13 protein-coding genes and 1 pseudogene are annotated in these 18025 nt (G+C 60.8%); 8 read left to right on the top strand and 6 right to left on the bottom strand.

The features are described from left to right. Positions 1 to 344: 344 nt before the first annotated feature. Positions 345 to 1226, bottom strand: coding sequence for a LysR family transcriptional regulator (locus tag FNZ07_RS03475; protein ID WP_091008510.1), 882 nt, complete (start codon positions 1224 to 1226; stop codon positions 345 to 347). A 604-nt stretch (positions 1227 to 1830) separates the two neighbouring features. Then, positions 1831 to 2727, bottom strand: a complete 897-nt coding sequence (locus FNZ07_RS03470; RefSeq protein ID WP_091008963.1) for a LysR family transcriptional regulator — start codon at positions 2725 to 2727, stop codon at positions 1831 to 1833. Positions 2728 to 2834: 107 nt separating this feature from the next. Here FNZ07_RS03470 and FNZ07_RS34425 point away from each other — a divergent pair. Together FNZ07_RS34425 and FNZ07_RS03465 are read left to right on the top strand one after the other, a co-directional pair. Beyond that, positions 2835 to 3032 (top strand): annotated as a pseudogene (locus tag FNZ07_RS34425) (LysR family transcriptional regulator); the annotation flags it as partial. A gap of 36 nt (positions 3033 to 3068) precedes the next feature. Then, the gene (locus FNZ07_RS03465) at positions 3069 to 3854 is read left to right on the top strand and encodes a LysR substrate-binding domain-containing protein (protein ID WP_245811371.1); all 786 of its coding nucleotides are present in this window, start codon (positions 3069 to 3071) and stop codon (positions 3852 to 3854) included. Between the two features lie 207 nt (positions 3855 to 4061). Here the strand turns inward: FNZ07_RS03465 and FNZ07_RS03460 are convergent, their stop codons facing one another. Next, a complete protein-coding gene (locus FNZ07_RS03460) occupies positions 4062 to 4478 on the bottom strand; it encodes an acyl-CoA thioesterase (RefSeq protein WP_091008504.1) in 417 nt (138 codons plus the stop codon). 540 nt (positions 4479 to 5018) lie between these two features. Between FNZ07_RS03460 and FNZ07_RS03455 the strand changes: the two genes are divergently transcribed. From FNZ07_RS03455 to FNZ07_RS03430, 6 genes are all read left to right on the top strand, one after another. After that, positions 5019 to 6242: a MalY/PatB family protein gene (locus FNZ07_RS03455; protein WP_245811369.1), complete on the top strand. Its 1224-nt coding sequence runs from the start codon at positions 5019 to 5021 to the stop codon at positions 6240 to 6242. A 568-nt stretch (positions 6243 to 6810) separates the two neighbouring features. Further along, on the top strand, positions 6811 to 7530 hold the full coding sequence (locus FNZ07_RS03450; protein WP_091008501.1) for a glutathione S-transferase family protein: 720 nt from the start codon (positions 6811 to 6813) through the stop codon (positions 7528 to 7530). A gap of 33 nt (positions 7531 to 7563) precedes the next feature. Beyond that, complete coding sequence (locus tag FNZ07_RS03445) at positions 7564 to 8934, top strand: glutamate--cysteine ligase (protein ID WP_091008497.1); 1371 nt, start codon at positions 7564 to 7566, stop codon at positions 8932 to 8934. A gap of 113 nt (positions 8935 to 9047) precedes the next feature. Then, complete coding sequence (locus FNZ07_RS03440) at positions 9048 to 10178, top strand: acyl-CoA dehydrogenase family protein (protein ID WP_091008494.1); 1131 nt, start codon at positions 9048 to 9050, stop codon at positions 10176 to 10178. A gap of 73 nt (positions 10179 to 10251) precedes the next feature. After that, entirely contained in the window at positions 10252 to 11343 is a 1092-nt protein-coding gene (locus FNZ07_RS03435) for a 3-deoxy-7-phosphoheptulonate synthase (protein ID WP_091008491.1), read from the top strand. 249 nt (positions 11344 to 11592) lie between these two features. Beyond that, a complete protein-coding gene (locus FNZ07_RS03430) occupies positions 11593 to 12180 on the top strand; it encodes a hypothetical protein (protein ID WP_143098024.1) in 588 nt (195 codons plus the stop codon). Positions 12181 to 12215: 35 nt separating this feature from the next. On the opposite strand, the gene FNZ07_RS03425 is transcribed toward FNZ07_RS03430, so the two are convergent. The 3 genes from FNZ07_RS03425 to FNZ07_RS03415 are packed head-to-tail and all read right to left on the bottom strand — an operon-like array spanning position 12216 to position 18004. Next, positions 12216 to 13658, bottom strand: coding sequence for an efflux transporter outer membrane subunit (locus FNZ07_RS03425; RefSeq protein ID WP_091008484.1), 1443 nt, complete (start codon positions 13656 to 13658; stop codon positions 12216 to 12218). Beyond that, positions 13651 to 14826 carry an efflux RND transporter periplasmic adaptor subunit gene (locus FNZ07_RS03420; protein ID WP_091008481.1) on the bottom strand — a complete coding sequence of 392 codons (1176 nt, stop codon included), beginning with the start codon at positions 14824 to 14826 and terminating at the stop codon, positions 13651 to 13653. Before FNZ07_RS03420 ends, FNZ07_RS03425 begins: the two co-directional genes overlap by 8 nt. Beyond that, the gene (locus FNZ07_RS03415; protein ID WP_091008478.1) at positions 14819 to 18004 is read right to left on the bottom strand and encodes an efflux RND transporter permease subunit; all 3186 of its coding nucleotides are present in this window, start codon (positions 18002 to 18004) and stop codon (positions 14819 to 14821) included. The genes FNZ07_RS03420 and FNZ07_RS03415 overlap by 8 nt, the downstream gene beginning before the upstream one ends. Positions 18005 to 18025 lie beyond the last annotated feature (21 nt).

Genomic DNA, 18025 nt, shown 5'->3' with positions numbered 1-18025 from the left:
GTTCACGACTCCGGAAATATGGCTTCTAGGAGAGTAGCGTGTTGTCCAGCAGAGCGGAAGGCGCCTCATTTGCACTTTATTCATGAGTCTGACGCCATCCCGGGTTCTGGTCGTCAGGAATAATTTAGTCATGCCAATGGTCAATCGCCGCTCATTCGAGATGTGCCTTGCGTTGTTCTTCATGGATCTCGCAACGTCACCGCGCCTGCCCGCTGTGCGCGGCTGATTGTCGGCGCGTGAAGCACGACCGGGTACCGGCGACGCAGTCTCGTCGAGAGAGCAGTGGTGAGATCGAACTGATGCTTACGGATGCGATGTGTCAGTCCGATACCTGCGACTAAATGTCACCAGACCGGGCCACTACGGAGTATCGAACCCACCGCTTTCAATAGAGGATCCTGTCCCCGGGACGCGAGATGTGCAAACATGACGCGAACGGTCTTCTGTGCCTCGCAAACGATATCGACATCTCCGCACAGTTGAGCCTCCCTTGCCGTGTCTGCATGCAGAAGTCCAACTCCGATTCCGCCGGCAAGCAGTGTGCGCGTCACGCTTTCGCGGTCGATGCTCATGATCCGCCTGGGACGGAAACCGTGCGTCCTGAACAGATTCTCGGCAACCTGTCCGCAACAGAGGCTGGTGGTCGGGAAGATCCACGGATATTCACCGAGTGCCTGCCAGTTCACCGGTTGCGAAGGGTCGATCAACCCGACGGGTGCCGCGAGATCGATACCGAAGCGCGATACTTCGATGGTTGCCAGATCGACGTCGGGCTCGGTTGCCTCGTTATAGAAACCGGCGTCCAGTTCACCGTGGAGGATGCCATTCAGCGTATCGAGCGATGTGCCATGCTGGATTGTGACTTCCACGTCGGGATGGTGCTCCGAGAGTTCCCAGAGCAACCGGCCAATCGACGCGGCACTCGATCGGCCTCCTGCCCCGAGACGAAGCCTCCCGGCGAGATGTCCCTTGAGCCGCGTGGCCTCGTCGATCAGGTCGCGATGGGTGTCGAGCGTGTGCTCTGCCTTGATGAGAATCCGCTGGCCGTCGCCGGTCAAGCTCATGCCGCGCGCAGTGCGCTCGAACAGAGTGATGCCGAGCATGTCCTCCATCGCCTTTACATGAGCGCTGACCGCGGGTTGACTCAGACACAACCGTTCCGATGCGCGCGTAATGCTGCCCTCACGCGCGACGGCAACGAAAGTCTTCAGTTGATGAATTTCCATGCCAATCCCTTCCATGATTCAAGAGGGTTTGCCTGACGTGATCAACGCAAGTCGAGAATGCATCGCCATAAAAATTCAATGGCATCGGAACACGTGCGGCGCCCGCGGCGCCCGTCGTAACAAGGTCGACCACGCCTGCAGGATTCGAACCGGCGATCGTTGACGCCACGGCGCAAGAGAAAGCGGGCGCGCTGGCTGAACGGCTCGAGCCAACCACGATCCCGCAGCCCCGGTCTATCCTGTCCTGCATTGCCCCGCTCCTCTCATCGCCTCATGATCGCTTCACTCCGGCTCTGATGATCTTTTCATTTTGCGAATTAATCTTGAAGGAGATATGGTTATTATCGTAACCCGGTGACCCCGACCGTGGCTGATTATAATTAATTCAGCACGCGCGCTCAAATAATAAAGGTGTCTGTGAGAATATTTCAGCTTTTTACTCAAGACGCATAGATATTCTATATAAACACTCGACAACCCGATCTGCACCAGACGCGAGATGCGCGAAATGCTTGTCCTGGATTCCGGAAGGGTTTTCTGGAGGATCTGCCGAGGGGTCTGTATAGATCTCGATGATGCATTGCGCATCAAAAACCCAAGCCGCTTAACGAGTCACTGCGCAGATCTCGCGAACCTGGCTGCGCAGCCAGCTATGCGCTGGATCGGCATCCAGCCGCGGGTGCCAAAGCAACGAAACAGTGATCTCTGGCGCTGCAAACGGCAGAGGGAAGCTATACAAGCCGGCGCGCATATTGCCGGTGGTCCGCTCGGGAACACTGACGATAAGTTCGGAGCCCCGCACCAGTGCGAGCGCGGTCGAAAAGCCGCCGACGATCGTGACGACCTCTCGTTCCAGTCCGAGCAGCTCCAGAGCGTCATCCATGATCCCCCTGTCCGCGCCGCGCCGCGAGACCAGGATATGCCTGCCCGCGGCATAGCGCTCGGGGGTAATCTCGCCCTCGCTCAGGGCGTGCCCTGCTCGCACCACGCCAATGAACCGGTCGCGGAACAAGGCCTGCACGCGGACCTCAGGGCCGGTTATCTTGCTCACGACGCCGGTTTCCAGGTCGATGCTGCCGTCGCGAAGCGGCGTGCTGTCCTTGTCGACTTTCTGGGCGAACCGCAAACGCACGCCGGGCGCCTGATCGGCGACACGGGCGATGAGCTCCGAGCCGAAATTTTCGACGAACCCGTCGCTGGCGCGCATCGAAAAGGTGCGCACCAGGCGCTTGAGATCGAGCTTCTCAGTGGGGCGCAGAACCGCCTGGCCGTCCTGGACGAGCTGGCTGACCCGCTCGCGCAGTTCCACCGCGCGGGGGGTGGGCACGAGACCCTGTCCGGCCCGGACCAGCAGCGGGTCACCGGTCGTTTCGCGTAGACGCGTAAGTGCGCGGCTCATCGCCGATGGGCTGAGCCGTAATCGTTCGGCCGCACGGGTAACACTACCTTCCGTAAGCAGCACGTCCAAAGTGACAAGTAGATTGAGATCGGGAATCGACATGCGCGAACGGTAGCACATTTTAAACTTGATATAGCGTCAAACGCATGAATTAAGTGCAAACAAAGCGTCTTCCATAATCCAGATTTGGCAATATAGTATTTGTTCCTATGACAGCGGCTGGCTGTTTTCGTAAGTTGGGGCGGATCAGTTATTCTTCGCGCGGTTTGAAAGGGATTAGTATGGAAATCCATCAACTGAAAACTTTCGTTGCCGTCGCTCGCGAGGGCAGCATCACGCGCGCGTCGAAACGCCGGTGTCTAAGCCAACCCGCAGTCAGCGCTCATGTGAAGGCGATCGAGGACACGTTGGGCATTACGCTGTTCGAGCGCACTGCGCGAGGCATGACGCTGACCAACGACGGCCAGCGGATCCTCGTCAAGGCGGAGCGGGCGCTCGACACGCATCGAGACCTGACCGAGGAGGCCGCGCGCATCAAAGGACGTCTCACGGGAAAGCTGCGCCTCGGGGCAGAAGCGAGTTCGAACTCCGACGCCATCGGTCGGCTGCTCCGGACGCTTTTCGAACGCTTCCCCGAGCTGGAAGTCACACTGCGCCACGGGACTTCGCTCGACATATTGAACAGCATCCGCAATGGCGATCTCGACGCCGGCTTTTATCACGAGACTGGCGAACCTGATGCAGATCTGGTGACCTTCGAGGTATCGCGCTTCGACATCTACGTGGCGGCGCGGCGCGGGCTCTTCACGACTTCACAGCCACCGGACTGGCGAACACTGGGTGAGATGCCATGGATCATCTCGTCTGCCTCGTTCTGCAGCGGACAGGTGGCGGAGGGTCTGTTCCGGGCACACGGCTTTCGCCCCAGGCGAATCACGCACGTCGATCGTGAAAGTGTGACGCGGACGCTGCTTGCAGCGGGGCTCGGAATTGGACTTCTGCACGCCGAAACCGCGCACGAAGCGCAACGCTGCAGCGAGGTCGATCTGCTGTGCGAAGCGCAGAAGTCCGTGCGCGTTTTATTCGCGCATTCCGCGAATCGTATGCAGAGCCCGGCTTTGGGTGTGGTGAATTCAATACTCCATGCGGGGATGAGTGGTGAACGGTCGTTCAGTTACGTCGTGCGGCGGCACGCGCTCACGCGGGACGATATTCTCGTGACGGCTTGACGGTAGCGGCGCAATTCGAATGCTTTGAATTCGTCGAGACCGACAGGAATGGCGTGCTTCCTCCCTGACTGAGCTATTTGCGCCGCGATCCTTGCGGCGGCAGATCCGCTTTTGCCGGCTCCACGAAAATCGTCCCGATCTATCGGCGCATCGATGGCGCGTACGCCCGGACACAACGCACAGGTTCTGGCCCGTGTCCGGTTTTGCTTACAGCGCTCCCTGGAAGTCCTGGATGGTGTGCTTGAAGGCCTCAGGTATCGCATACGTGGCGTGTTTGTCGTAGTCGTACATGACATGCACGGACGTTGCCTTTGCGACGACTTCGCCCTTGTCGTCGTCGATATGCATTACGTGTTCCATCTCGAAGCTCTTCGTGCCGTACTTCGTGATGGCGCTAAGCACTCGAAGTTTGTCCCCATATTTTGCCTGGGAAATATATTCACAGGATGTCTTGACCATGATGTGGGGCAGTTTCTTCGACTTCGGAATTTCCAGAATGCTATGCATGTACTCCAGATATGCATACTGCATGTAGTCGTAGTAAACGGGACTGCTCACATGCCCCATGGAATCGGTGTCACGATAACGGACCTCGACATTGGTTTGAAAAGATTTGCTCATCATTTATCTCTCGGCTGACTAAAGGGTATTGACGGGCACGAGCCCGATGTTCTTGATTTTTACCTGCATTTCAACTGCCGACCGCTAACGACCCTGAATCGCAAAAACCGCTGACAGCCGCCACTGTTCGTCAAGCCGATGAAGCGCTTTCCCTGAGCGGATACGTGGCGTCAATCGAACCCATGTCTCGCCCTTCGGAGCAAATCTGACTCTTCCTCGAACATTGGACAAGGAACGGCTCCGGACATGGACATCCAATACAGTCTAAAACCATGCAAAGACAGATCGACGTTAAGGCCTAAGGCAAATACCGCACAAGTCACAATACTTGAGGGGGGTTATCAATTTCCTTGAGGGGTCTTGAATTTCCAGTTCTATTAACGGCACAGGTATGGTGGTTTCCGCTATGCTGATTCTTTGGAATCCAAACCACCGATGCAGAAAATATCGGAGCGACGACACCAGATGGAGCGTCGCGATGCATCGGACGCAACCGCGTCCACCGCACCCAGTACATTCTTCGAATTTCTTGCGAGGTAGAAATTGATCCACGAAACGGCGGTATCGACGGTTGCCTCTGCTTCGCGCGAAATCCGCGACTTCATTCTGAGTCAGCCGGAGCTGCTAGCGCGGCAAAGCTACAAATGGCATCTTTATCCAGCGGGCGTCATCGCGGCGTGCGTGGCCGACATGGATTTCCGCGTCGCGCCGGAAGTGCAGAGCGTTATCCAGTATGGCCTCGAAAAATCGGATTACGTATACCCGCTGCGTGATGGTCGCAGGGCGGACCGGGCAGTCGCTGCGGCATTTGCCGCGCGGATGAAGCATGGCTTCAACTGGGATGTCGATCCCGCTCAGGTACTGGTCGTTGCCGATCTGGTACAAGCCACCTATGCTTCGATCCTTGCGTTCTCCGAACCCGGAGATGGCGTGGTGCTGCAGGTACCGAACTATCCGCCGTTTCGCGAAGCGCTCGAGGTCACCGGCCGGCAGCTGATTCCACTCGAGATGGAATGGACCGACGAGGGCTACGTTTTCGATCTCGAGAAGCTGGAAGACCGTGTCGATGAACGTACGAAGCTGTTCATCCTCTGCAATCCCCAGAATCCCACGGGACGCGTTTTCACCCGCGCCGAACTGGAGCGCGTGGCGGCGTTTGCTGAACGGCACGACCTGATCGTCGTGTCGGACGAGATCCATTCAGACCTCATCCATCCGGGAGCGACGCATCTTCCGTTCGCCACGCTGTCGCCCGCTGCGGCGAGCCGGGCCATCACGCTCAACTCCGCGTCGAAGAGCTTCAATATTGCCGGCTTGCGTTGCGGGCTGGTCCACTTCGGTACGGAGGCGCTAATGCAGCGCTTCCACGCGCGGATCCCGATCAGGCTCACGGGGTCCGTCAACAACGTTGGCATCGATGCGACGGTCGCCGCCTGGACGGACGGTCAAGCATGGCTCGATGCCGTACGGGTGCATCTGCTGACCATGCGCGACTACGTGGCGGGAATTCTGCGCGATGAAATTCCGGAGATCCGTTTTCACGTGCCAGAAGCGACCTACCTGTTATGGATGGATTGCAGCGATCTGAACCTTGACGGGTCCGCTTCCAGTTTCTTTTTGAAGCAGGCACGAATCGGTTTCAGCGCTGGCGAGACTTTTCATCCTGACGCGATGAACTTCGCGCGTATGAATTTTGCTACGTCGAGGCCGATCCTCAACGAGATACTCGAACGAATGATCACGGCGGTCCGTTCCCTTCGTCGCTGAAGCAACTCGCGCAGCCGAAGCGCGTCGGTCGCTCCGGAACGATGTTGACGCGATAACAGCCCTTCCCGGTGGCCCACACCGGCCTCGACACAAATCACAACCTTGATCGAACGACGCGCTGCGGTGTCGCGCTCGGCATGTCGAGCGCGTTCGCACGCCTAACGTGAGTTCGCGTGTTGTGTTCCATTACACGGCTATCAGGAATATGGAGCGCAGCATTCACGATTTTTGAGTTGTGCTGGGAGCGGGTTGAGGCTTATCTTGCTTATTCCAGACATTCATATCGATATTCATTTTTGACTGAATTGCTTAGCAGCCTAAAGATTGCAAATTTCGCTTTGAAATAGGGAAGCGTGCAGGCAGTTCTGTCGATCAGAAATGGTTTCGATTGAATCGTCAGCCCGCGGGAGTCAGACCCGCGGAGGTTTCAGTTTTTCGCTTGGTGACCCGTATATCCAGTATGCATCGAAATTCAGCGAGACATGTCCGGAATGCCGATCCAGCATTCCGGACATGTCTCGGATGGTGAGTAGGACTGCCCGGAATTAATTCTTTCAGAGGCGTTTGAATGCAAAGAATTCTCTACAGCCTGGCCTGCGCGGATCGGGTTCGCCATTATTCGCCGCATGTATGGAAAATCATTCTGGCGCTAAAGCACAAAGGATTGGATTTCGAGCTCAAACCGGTGTCCTTCAAGGAAATATCGCAAATCGAGGATGGCTCGTTTAAGAGCATTCCCGTCCTTAACGACAACGGGCATCTGGAAGGCGACAGCTTCGGAATTGCCGTCTACCTCGAGGAGCGCTATCGCGACGGCGATAGCCTGTTTGGCGGCGAGGGTGGACTCGCGACCGCGCGTTTCGTCGAAGGCTTCAGCCAGGCGGTGATCCATCCTCCGGTTTCGACGATCGCGGTACTGGACATGCACGCGATGATGTCGCCGGAAGATCAGGCGTATTTCCGTGCGGCGCGCGAAAAACGTTTCGGCAAGAGTCTGGAAGCGTTTCACGCGAACAAGGACGTGGAGCTGGCGGGACTCGCAGCCAGGCTCGCGCCGATGCGTATCGTCCTGGAAAAGCAGCCATGGATGGGTGGACAGCGTCCGCTATTCGCTGACTACATCCTGTTTGGCGCATTGCAGTGGGCGCGCATTTGCACACCCACAAAGCTGCTTGCCGACGACGACCCGATCACGGAATGGTTCGAGCGGTGTCTCGACCTTCATGGCGGCATCGGGCGCTCGGCCGCCGCTTCAGTTGAGCACGACATTCAACACACGATGCTTTGAAACCGCGCTTCGATTCACTAGAGGGGACCCCAGATGGCTCGTGATATTTCGAATGCAGCACCGATCAGCAGTCTCGACTCACTGATTGCCCATCATCGCGATGGCTGCAAGCCTGAAGGGGCATTCCGGATCGGTACGGAACATGAAAAGTTCGCTTTCTTTCGCGACGGGCATCGTCCTGTCCCGTATGACGGCGACGCCAGCATTTCAGCGCTTCTCAATGGTATGAAGGCCAGACTCGGCTGGGAGCCGATCCTCGATGAAGGCCGGATTATCGGGCTGACTGGGCCGCAAGGCATGGGTGCGATTTCGCTGGAACCAGGCGGACAGTTCGAACTGTCCGGCGCCCCCGTCAGCAATTTGCACGAGACGTGCAAGGAAGCTGGGCACCATCTGTCGATACTGCGCGGCATCGCTGAACCGTTGGGCATCCGGTTTCTCGGTGCCGGCTCGAGCCCCAAGTGGCATCTGGACGACACACCGGCTATGCCGAAGTCGCGCTACGAGATCATGCGGCGCTATATGCCGAAGATCGGTAGCCGTGGGCTCGACATGATGTATCGCACCTGTACGATTCAGGTGAATCTGGACTATTCGTCGGAAGCCGATATGTGTCGCAAGATGCAGGTGTCGATGAAACTCCAGCCGCTGGCGACCGCAATCTTCGCTGCATCTCCCTTCACCGAGGGCCGGCCGAACAACTTCCTGTCCTGGCGATCGGACGTATGGCGCGACACCGATAACGCGCGCGCCGGCATCCTGCCGTTCGTCTTCAATGAAGACTTCGGCTTTGTCGATTATGTGAAGTGGGCACTCGACGTCCCGATGTATTTTGTCATTCGCGACGGCAAATACCGCGACTGCACCCACATCACCTTCCGGCAGTTCCTCGACGGCGCGCTGAAAGGCGAAATCGACGACTGGCAGCCCAACATGGGCGACTGGACCAATCACCTGTCGACGCTCTTCCCTGAAGTCCGGCTCAAGAGCTATCTGGAGATGCGCGGCGCAGACGGTGGGCCTCTGCTGCGCATTTGTGCGCTGCCGGCTTTCTGGGTTGGGCTGCTCTATGACAACGAAGCGCTGCAAGCTGCGCAGGAACTGACGGCCGACTGGACCTACGAAGAAGTACTGGCCCTACGCAATGAAGTTCCGACCCACGCACTGAACGCGCCGTTTCGCGGGGAGAAACTACTCCACGTTGCCGAAGAAGTCATGGACCTCGTGCGTCTCGGCCTGAAGAATCGCGACCGCCGCAACAGCGACGGCTACGACGAGCGCATCTTTCTGGCACCGATCGAGGACATGCTCGCACGCGGCACCACGCTGGCGGAGGACATGCTCAATCACTATCGTTCCCGGAGCGGCTCGATCGACTCGATCTTCGAGCAGTACCAGTGCTGAAACGTGGTCCGGGCAGCGGACGACGGTCCGTCTGGGACATCGTCGCTGCCGGCACGTGATGGCTATCGAGGCGGGTTGCCGATCCAGTCACGCAACTAGAGGGTAGAAATCAAATGTTATTCGGTTTCTCGGACGACCAATTAGCAATCCAGAGAAAGTATCTTGCGATCGGTGAAGAAATCGCCGATGCAGCAGCTGCTTCTCCGGAGGGGTTTGATTTCGATGGCTGGAGAAGGCTGCGCGACGAGGGATTGTGGCGCCTGATCGTACCAACCGGAGCGCTCGATGCCGACTGGTGGACATTTACGGCGGCACTCGACGGGCTCTCGTCGTCGATCAGGACCCCGGAGCTCCTGCTTTCCGTGATTGCGCAGGCCGGCATGGTGCGCGCACTCGAGCGGCACGGCAACCCGGCCCAGAAGGATCGCTACCTCGACGCCATCTTGCGCGGCGACGTGAGTGCGACGTGCATTGCGGAGCCGACAACAGGGACGGACGTGAGAAGTATCGAGACGTCGCTGACCGAGGTGCCCGGTGGCTATCGGCTCAACGGCACGAAATTCAATATCGCGCATGCGCCGATCATGGATTTCGCACTGGTTGTCTGCCGGCTACACGGAAAAGAGCAGTGCAACATCGAGCTCGCTTTGCTCGATCGCAAGACAGCCGGGTTGTCCATCGGGCAGGTCGACGACAAGCTCGGTAATCGTAACCTGCCGACCGGGGAAATTCATTTTCACGATGTCGAAGTCCCGCACGAGCGTGTGCTCGGAAAACCTGGCCACGGGCTGTCGACCCTCATCGACATCATTTCGTTGGGGCGTCTCTATTACGGTCTCGTGGCGGCGAATCTCATCAGGCCGTATCTCGTCGATGCAATGAACTACGCCGCGACGCGAACCAGCTTCAAGAGCCAGATCGACTCACACCAGTACGTGCAACGACGTCTCGTCGACCTGCGCATCGGTATGGAGCGCTCGCGCTGGCTTGCCTACGGCGCGCTGTCGCAGTTGCTGACGGATCACCCCGAGGGACTGATGATGAGTTCCATCGCGAAGCTCGTGGGTGCCGAGGATCTGATCGCGAACGCGACGAACCTGATGAAGCTCTACGGCAGTCTCGGCTATCACAATGGTCGTGTCGCCGAATTGATGAAGAACGCGTTGGGCTTCGCGAGCGTGGGAGGAACCGAAGAAATGCATCGGAAGAATATTTTCAATCAGATGAAGCGTTTGGCCGGTTGAGAGCGACGGTAGGCAAGCTCGCGCCGTGTCGCCAGGTTCGCACCGTTCGCACGATTGCTCCAGGAGTAGGCACATGTCTTCGATGGTCATCAATGCGGGAAAAACCGAGAGCGTCGGGATTATCAAGCCTGCGAAGCTGCTCCAGCAGCTTCCCGCCGGACCGAGGAGCCGCCAATGCGTACTCGATTCGCGCGTCGCCGTGAATCGCACGTTACGCGGCGGCCGGGACAAGCTGCTTGTGATCGTCGGACCGTGCTCGATCCACGATCCACAAAGTGCCCTCGAGTATGCCGGTCGACTGGTGCGCGAGCGTGAGCGCCTCGGCACCGAACTGGAAATCGTCATGCGGGTGTACTTCGAAAAACCGCGCACGACGGTCGGCTGGAAGGGACTCATCAACGATCCGTTCCTCGACGGCAGCTTCGAAATCGAGCACGGGCTGCATCTTGCGCGCGAGCTGTTGCTCGCTATCACGTCGATGGGCTTGCCGGTTGCAACGGAATTCCTTGACCTCGCGACACCGCTTTATCTTGCCGACCTGGTGAGCTGGGGCGCCATCGGCGCACGCACCACGGAGTCGCAGGTGCACCGTGAACTGGCCTCGAGCCTGCCTTGCGCAATTGGCTTCAAGAACGGTACAGAGGGATGCGTGCAGGTGGCGATCGATGCGATACGCGCAGCGCGGCATCCGCATTGCTACCTCGGCGTCGATGGGCAGGGCGAACTCAGGAAGCTCGCAAGCACGGGCAACCGGGACGGTCACCTGGTGCTGCGCGGCGGCAAGGTGCCGAACTATGAGGCGGAGTACGTCGATGAGGCGTGTCGCGCGCTTGCTGCCGCGGGTCTCAACGAAAGCGTGGTGATCGACGCGAGCCATGGCAACAGCCGCAAGTGTCACGGCAACCAGCGGTGCGTCTGCGAGTCCGTGGCCGAACGGGTCGCGCGCGGCGAGCAGCGGATCTCGGGTGTCATGATCGAATCGCATCTCGTCGAGGGCCGGCAAGATGTCGGTACGAACATGTCGCTGGTCTACGGCCAAAGCATCACGGACAGTTGCCTCGGCTGGGACGACACCGTTAGCTGCCTGAACACCCTGGCCGACTCGATCCGTTGCCGCCGGGTCGCGCGGCAAAGTACCGTGCTTTCGTTTGCTCTCCCGGCATGAGGCGGCGACCTGGCGACGGGCAGCGCAATCCTGCCGCGCGGGGCGCTGATGGCCAACGGCGCAGCGCCATGCCGTGGCTGTCAAATGGACGGTTCTCTTTAGTGGAACACTGAGATGGCCATCGTGCCTGAACACGTCTCGCGCCAGCTCGAGTCGATATTTGCCGGTCGCGACGATCGGGCGTTCGTCATACTGCGGGTCCGGGCGCAACTCTTCTCCGATACCCACGCGCTTGCGTGGCTCGCCCGCATGCGCGAGCGCTACGACAGCGAGCTCGAACTGCTCTTGCTCATATCCTCAACCGATCAATGCCACGAGCCCGACGCCAGTGAATCGATCGACCTGCCCCTTGCGACCGAACTCGCGATCTGCGGCGCGCCGAAGCGCTGTGAGTCTGTCTCGCTGGTTAGCTGGATGCTATGCGATAGCGTGCGGCCGCGCCCGGCGGATTATCTTCGAGCGGTCCTGGCGTCGCGCAGCATCGGGTGGTTGCTGAGTTGCCCGCTTAACGAGTCGATTGCCCGGATCGCAGACGACGCAGGGCTCGATGCGTGCAATTTGCGGCGAACGGTGCTGGATCTGAGTGGGAGCGGCATACCCGAGACGTGCGTAGCCGCTTATGCGCATGCCTTTTTTCTCGAGCGAGTGGCCAACGGCGATGAGCCATGCGGCATCGCATTCGATCTTGCCGCCTCCGGCGAGTCCGGCCCGGCGGACAAATGTGCGTGGCAAGTAGACGCAACCGAGGCATTGCTGGATGCGGTGGCCAGTGCCATCACGATGCGCCGTATGACGGCGCATACGAGATTGTCGATCTCGTTGCGCCGGATGCTGTGATACCGCCGGTTTCCCGCCCTTCGGTTGCTCGGGGTTCAGCGGATAGCAGGCTGCGACGGGTTCGCGCCGATCGTTATGCCACTGTCGGTTTCCCAGGATCCGCCCAGCGCGCGCACCAGGTCGACGCATGCCGTGAGGCGCCGTGCCTGCAGCGTGATCTGCGTTTCGCGTACCTGTAGCTCGGCCGTTTGAGCCGTCACCACCTGCAGGTAGTCCACGGCACCTTCGCGGTACTGGACGTTCGCAAGTTGAGTCGTGCGCTGCGCGGCCTTCACGGCCTCCGCTTCGCGCTGTGACGCATTCGCGAGCCGGTTGATCAGGGCAAGCTGGTCCTCGACTTCGCGAAACGAATCGAGCGTGGTCTGGCGGTAATCGGCGGCTGCCTCGTTCAGTTGCGCACGCGCCTGATCCAGATCCGCGCTTCGGCTCCCGCCGTCGAAGATCGGCAGCAGCGCGGCCGCGGGGCCGAGCGCCCACACCCTGTTCGCCGCCGAGAACAACGTGCCGGCCGTAGCCTCGACCCCTCCCGAGCCGCCAAGGGTGATGGCGGGAAAGAATGCCGCTCTCGCCACACCGATGCGCGAGTTCGCGGCGGCGACGCGGCGCTCTGCTGCCGCCACGTCGGGACGTCGTTGCAACAGTCGGGACGGTGCCGTTACCGGCACCGGAGGCGGCTCGGCAAACACCTGCTCCGGCGCGATCGAGAAGACCGACGCCTGCTCGCCGACCAGCACCGCGATTGCATGCTCAAGTAAAGCCCGATCGGCCATTCGCTGCTCGATGTCCGACTGGGCCGACGCAAGCTGAGTGCGTGCGCGACCGACGTCGAGTTCGCTCGCGGCGCCGCCCGCGAAGCGCTTCATCGTGAGCTGCAAAGCCGCGTCGTAGGCGTTGCCGGTTTGCCTGAGTAGCACGATCTGGGCGTCGAGGCCGCGCAACTGCACATAGTGATCGGCAAGTTCCGCTTGCAGGCTCAGCTTCACCACGGCGAGATCTGCCGCGCTCGCCTGCTTCTCCGCGTCGCCCGCCGCGACCAGATTGCGGACGCGCCCCCAGAGATCCAGTTCATAGGAGACCGATGCGCCGATTGCGTAGTCGCGATAGTCGATATGCGTGCCGGTGGACGGCGACGCCGTTCGCATTCGCGCCGCACTGGCCTTGGCGTCGAGTTGCGGAAACAGACCCGAGCGCGCCCGGCGCGCGAGCGCGCTGGCTTCGTCGTAGCGGGCGACTGCTGCGGCCAGTTGCGGACTGTCCGACATGACACGCTGCTCCAGCGCATCGAGTTGCGGATCGTCGATGATCTTCCACCATGCTCCGCGATAGGCACCGTCATCGGGCTGCGCGGGCGTCCATGGTCCGCTCTCCTTGAATGTCGTCGGCGCGGCCGCGATCGACGGTTGCGTGTAGCGTGGCGCGAGATCGCAACCCGACAGCAACAGCAACATCACGCAAACCGGCCAGCAGCATTCACGCATGACCCGGTCTCCCTGCGCGGACGATCTTCACCTGGTCGTCGGTGCGGATGTCTTCAGGAGGATTGTCGATCACGTTGTCGTCCGGCTTCAGTCCGGTGACTTCGAGCTCACTGCCGAAGTCCGTCTGGATGACGATAGGCTGAACCTTCACGCGACCTTGCGGGTTCGCGATCGCAACGGCTGTCCCTTCCCGCCGAAACAACAGGCTGCTCACCGGAATGCGGACGGCGCCGACCGCGCGGTGCTTGTCACGGTTCAGATCGAACGTCACCTGCGCATAGGCACCGGGTTTCAGGAGACCGGCGCTGTTGTCGTAGACGAGCTGTACCAGCATCGAACCGGACGCGGGGTCCACCGAATCCGCCGAGCGCGCGAGCGCGGCCTCGAAGGTCCGATGCGGATGATCCGAGACTGCAAACCGCGCAGTGAGTCCATCGCGCATCGTCGACGCATAGGCTTCGGGCACGCTCACGTAGATCCGCAGATGCGATACGTCGGAGATCGTGAAGAGCGGCTGGGTTGTCGTTGTGCCCGCGACAATCAGTGCACCGATGTCCGTCGAGCGACTGGTTACTATTCCGTCGAAGGGCGCGACGATCCGCTTGAAGCTTGTCAGCGTTTGCAGGCGCTGGACATTGGCCGCTGCTTCGTTGCGCATGGCCACGCGCGCAGCGAAATCGCCGCGGCGCTCGTCCGCATCCTGTTGAGAGACCGCTTCCTGGGCCAGCAGGCGACCCCAGCGCGCGCTGGTCGAGCGGGCCAGGTCGAGCTGGGCGTCGGCGGTCGCCAGTGCCGCGCGCGCAGCGTTCAACTGCTGGTCTACTTCCGGCGTGTCGACCTCGGCGAGGAGCTGGCCTGCGCGCACGGGCTGCCCAATGTCCACATACCAGCGGCGCAGATAGCCATTGGTCCGCGAATAGACGGGCGCCTGGTTCCAGGCCTGCAGGCGGCCCGGCAACACGAGGGCATCGGCCGCGCTGCCGCCGGGCCTGATCACGTTCACGGTCAGCGTCTGGTTCGCGATGGTCTGCTTGTGCAGATCGTCGCGCGCGGCGAGACGGATCGCTGTGCCCACGGCGAGGATCGCGATGAAGCCGATGGCGGCGACGATCGTGTACGTTCTGAGCGACGTGGAGCCCTGGGTGGGGAACCGATCTGTGTCAGACATTGGTGAGGGCTCCTTCGAAGTCGGAGCGGCGACCCAACGGCCGGCCGTGAAGAATGGCGAAGAGGGTAGGCACGAACAGGGTCGTCGCCCAGGTTGCAAACGCAAGGCCGCCAATTACGGCGCGGCCGAGCGGCGCATTTTGCTCGCCGCCTTCGCCGAGGCCGAGTGCCATCGGCGCCATGCCGATAATCATGGCGAGCGCTGTCATCAGGACCGGCCTCAGTCGGGTCATGCCGGCCTCGAGCGCGGCCCTGGCAGGGTTGCCGTGCTCGGCCAGCCGTTCGCGGGCGAAGCTGACGACGAGGATCGAGTTGGCGGTGGCGACTCCCATGCACATGATCGCGCCGGTGAGTGCGGGGACGGACAGCGGAGTGCCGGTCGCGAACAGCATCCAGCAAATGCCGGCGAGCGCCGCCGGCAGCGCCGAGACGATGATGAACGGGTCGACCCAGCTCTGGAAGTTGATCACGATCAACAGGTAGATGAGCACCACGGCGCCCAACAGGCCATAGCCCATTCCCGAGAAGGCGGTGTTCATCGACTCGTACTGGCCGCGCAGCGTCACGGTGACGGTTTCCGGCCGGTCCTTGTCGAGCCGCTGCAACGCGTTCCGTACATCGTCGGCTACCGCGCCCAGGTCACGCCCATCGACACCGGCGTAGACATCGATGAGCGGCCGGATGTTGTACTGCGTCTCCACGGCGGAAGTAGTGCCACGCTTGATGGTGCCCAGCGCGCCAAGAACCTGGGGTTGTGCGGTGCCGTTCGCAGTGACCGGAAGGTCGGCGATATCGTTGAGCGAATTCACACGGTATTCCGGCATCTGGATCACGACGGGGTAGGTGACCTTGTTCTGTGGATTCAGCCAGTAGATCGGCGCGGTTTGCGACGTGCCCGCGATCGAGGTCGCGATGCTGTTCGTGACGTCGACTTCATCGAGCCCGAGCTGGTTGATCCGGGTGCGATCGGCATCGAACCGCAGTTCGGGGTAGCTCGCGGGCTGCTGGATCCGCGCATCGACGAGTCCATCGATGCGACGGATCTCGCGCAACACCTTCTCCGCGTATTGCCGCGCCACGTCGGTTCGCATGCTGGTGATCTGAATGTCGATCGGTGCGGGCGCGCCGAAATTCAGGATCTGGCTCGTGATGTCGGAGGGCAGGAACGCGAAGGTCGCTTCCGGGAACTGTGCCGGAAGTGCTGCGCGCAGCGCGTGGACATAGCGCGCTGTCGGCTCGTGTCCATGCCTGAGCGCGACGATGATGTTGCCGTCCTGTGGGCCGATGGTTCCGGACGAATCGTAGACGGTGTTGGTGGGGCTGTTGGGCAGACCGATGTTGTCGGTGACGGAAGCCAGTTCCGCTGCGGGAATCTCCTGCGCGATCTGTCGCTCGATTCGCTGGAACAGCGCGGAGGTTTCCTCGATGCGCATGCCGATCGGTCCCCGGACGTGGAGCGTGAACGACCCCCCATCCACCTGCGGGAAGAAGTTGCGTCCGAGAAACGGGGCGATCAGCAGGCTGGCGAGCGTGAAGCCGAGAAAGCCAAGGACGAAGATGCGCCGGTTGCCGAGGATGGTTTGCAGCAGCTGTCCGTAGCGTGCACGAAAGGTCTCGAAGCGTCGCTCGAAGCCGCGCTGGAATCTGGCGAGACGGCCACCGCCACGCAAGCTGTCGGGGTGCGCGTCGTCCTTCGCGTGGTGCCGCAACAGATACATCGCCATCGTGGGGACGAGGGTACGCGACAGCAGGAACGACGTGACCATCGCGAAGATCACCGATAGCGCCATCGGGACGAACAGGAACCCCGACACCCCTGGCAGATAGAACATCGGCACGAAGACGATGCAGATACAGGCGAGCGAAAGAAAGGCAGGAACGACGATCTGCTGCGCGCCGTCGAGAATCGCGGTGCGGACGTCCTTACCCTGTTCCAGATGCCACTCGATGTTTTCGATGGTGACGGTCGCCTCGTCGACCAGGATACCGACTGCGAGGGCCAGTCCACCGAGCGTCATCACGTTGAACGTCTGGCCGAACGCGGACAGGGCAGCGACCGCGCCGAGCACGGACAGCGGGATCGAGGTGGCGACGATCAGCGTCGAGCGCCACGATCCGAGGAACAGCAGGATCATCAGGCTGGTCAGTGCCGCGGCGATCGCGCCTTCGCGCGCCACGTCCGCGACAGCCGACTTGACGAAGATCGACTGATCGTTGATCGGCGTGACGGTTAGCGCTTTGGGCAGTCCCTTCAACACGTCCGGCAGCATTGCCTTGACGCCGTTCACGATCGCAATGGTGGATGCCGCGCCGGACTTCAGCACGGTCAGCAGCGTCGAGCGCTGGCCGTCCACGTGCACGATGTTCTGCTGCGGCGCCGAGCCGTCGCGAACATGGGCGACGTCACCCATCCGGATCACGGCGCCGTTTACCGTGCGGATCGGCAGCAGGTTGAGCTGCTCGACCGACGGCGGCGCATTGTTCAGCCGGAAGTTGTACTGATACTCGTCGATTTTCACAAACCCCGCGGGCGTGATCTGCGTCTGGTTGGAAAGCGCAGCGGCGACGTCGTTCGCGGAGACTCCGCTCGACTGAAGGGCGTGCGGGTCGAGGTCCATCTGAATCTGTCTGACCCGTCCGCCATAGGGGTAAGGGATGGCCGCGCCGGGCACGGTTACCAGCCGCGAGCGAACGAAGTTCAGGCCGTAGTCGTATAGCTGCTGTTCGCTCAGCCGGGTGCCCGAGATGGCGAGCTGGACGATAGGCACCGTCGACGCGCTGTAGTTCAGGATGAACGGTGGCACGGTGCCGGGCGGCAACTGGCGCAGCATCGTCTGTGCGATCGCGGTGACCTGGGCGTTCGACATGCGGATGTCGGCGCCGGGCTGGAAGTAGATCTTCGTGATACCGATGCCGGTCAGCGAGAGACCCTCGATATGCTCGATGTCGTTGACCGTCGTGGTGAGCGAGCGTTGGAACGGCAGCTCTATGCGGCCAGACATGTCTTCCGGAGAAAGGCCCGGGTAAGTCCACGCGACGGCGATGACCGGGATGCGGATGTTGGGGAAGATATCGGTCGGGGTTCGAAACGCGGCGAGGCCACCGGCTATCATGATCAGCAGCGCCATGACCACGAACGTATACGGCCGGGCGAGCGCGATGCGGACGATGGCATTCATCGAAGGTTTCCTGATGTGACC

This window comes from Paraburkholderia megapolitana (assembly GCF_007556815.1).
Classification (GTDB): domain Bacteria; phylum Pseudomonadota; class Gammaproteobacteria; order Burkholderiales; family Burkholderiaceae; genus Paraburkholderia; species Paraburkholderia megapolitana.
This window is presented reverse-complemented; position numbering and strand designations above follow the sequence as displayed.

Excerpts from the sequence above, each read along its gene's own strand:
- FNZ07_RS03475 (WP_091008510.1), bottom strand. The coding sequence starts at position 1,226 with ATGGAAATTCATCAACTGAAGACTTTCGTTGCCGTCGCGCGTGAGGGC.
- FNZ07_RS03470 (WP_091008963.1), bottom strand. The coding sequence starts at position 2,727 with ATGTCGATTCCCGATCTCAATCTACTTGTCACTTTGGACGTGCTGCTT.
- FNZ07_RS03465 (WP_245811371.1), top strand. The coding sequence starts at position 3,069 with ATGACGCTGACCAACGACGGCCAGCGGATCCTCGTCAAGGCGGAGCGG.
- FNZ07_RS03460 (WP_091008504.1), bottom strand. The coding sequence starts at position 4,478 with ATGATGAGCAAATCTTTTCAAACCAATGTCGAGGTCCGTTATCGTGAC.
- FNZ07_RS03450 (WP_091008501.1), top strand. The coding sequence starts at position 6,811 with ATGCAAAGAATTCTCTACAGCCTGGCCTGCGCGGATCGGGTTCGCCAT.
- FNZ07_RS03445 (WP_091008497.1), top strand. The coding sequence starts at position 7,564 with ATGGCTCGTGATATTTCGAATGCAGCACCGATCAGCAGTCTCGACTCA.
- FNZ07_RS03440 (WP_091008494.1), top strand. The coding sequence starts at position 9,048 with ATGTTATTCGGTTTCTCGGACGACCAATTAGCAATCCAGAGAAAGTAT.
- FNZ07_RS03435 (WP_091008491.1), top strand. The coding sequence starts at position 10,252 with ATGTCTTCGATGGTCATCAATGCGGGAAAAACCGAGAGCGTCGGGATT.
- FNZ07_RS03430 (WP_143098024.1), top strand. The coding sequence starts at position 11,593 with ATGCGCGAGCGCTACGACAGCGAGCTCGAACTGCTCTTGCTCATATCC.
- FNZ07_RS03425 (WP_091008484.1), bottom strand. The coding sequence starts at position 13,658 with ATGCGTGAATGCTGCTGGCCGGTTTGCGTGATGTTGCTGTTGCTGTCG.
- FNZ07_RS03420 (WP_091008481.1), bottom strand. The coding sequence starts at position 14,826 with ATGTCTGACACAGATCGGTTCCCCACCCAGGGCTCCACGTCGCTCAGA.
- FNZ07_RS03415 (WP_091008478.1), bottom strand. The coding sequence starts at position 18,004 with ATGAATGCCATCGTCCGCATCGCGCTCGCCCGGCCGTATACGTTCGTG.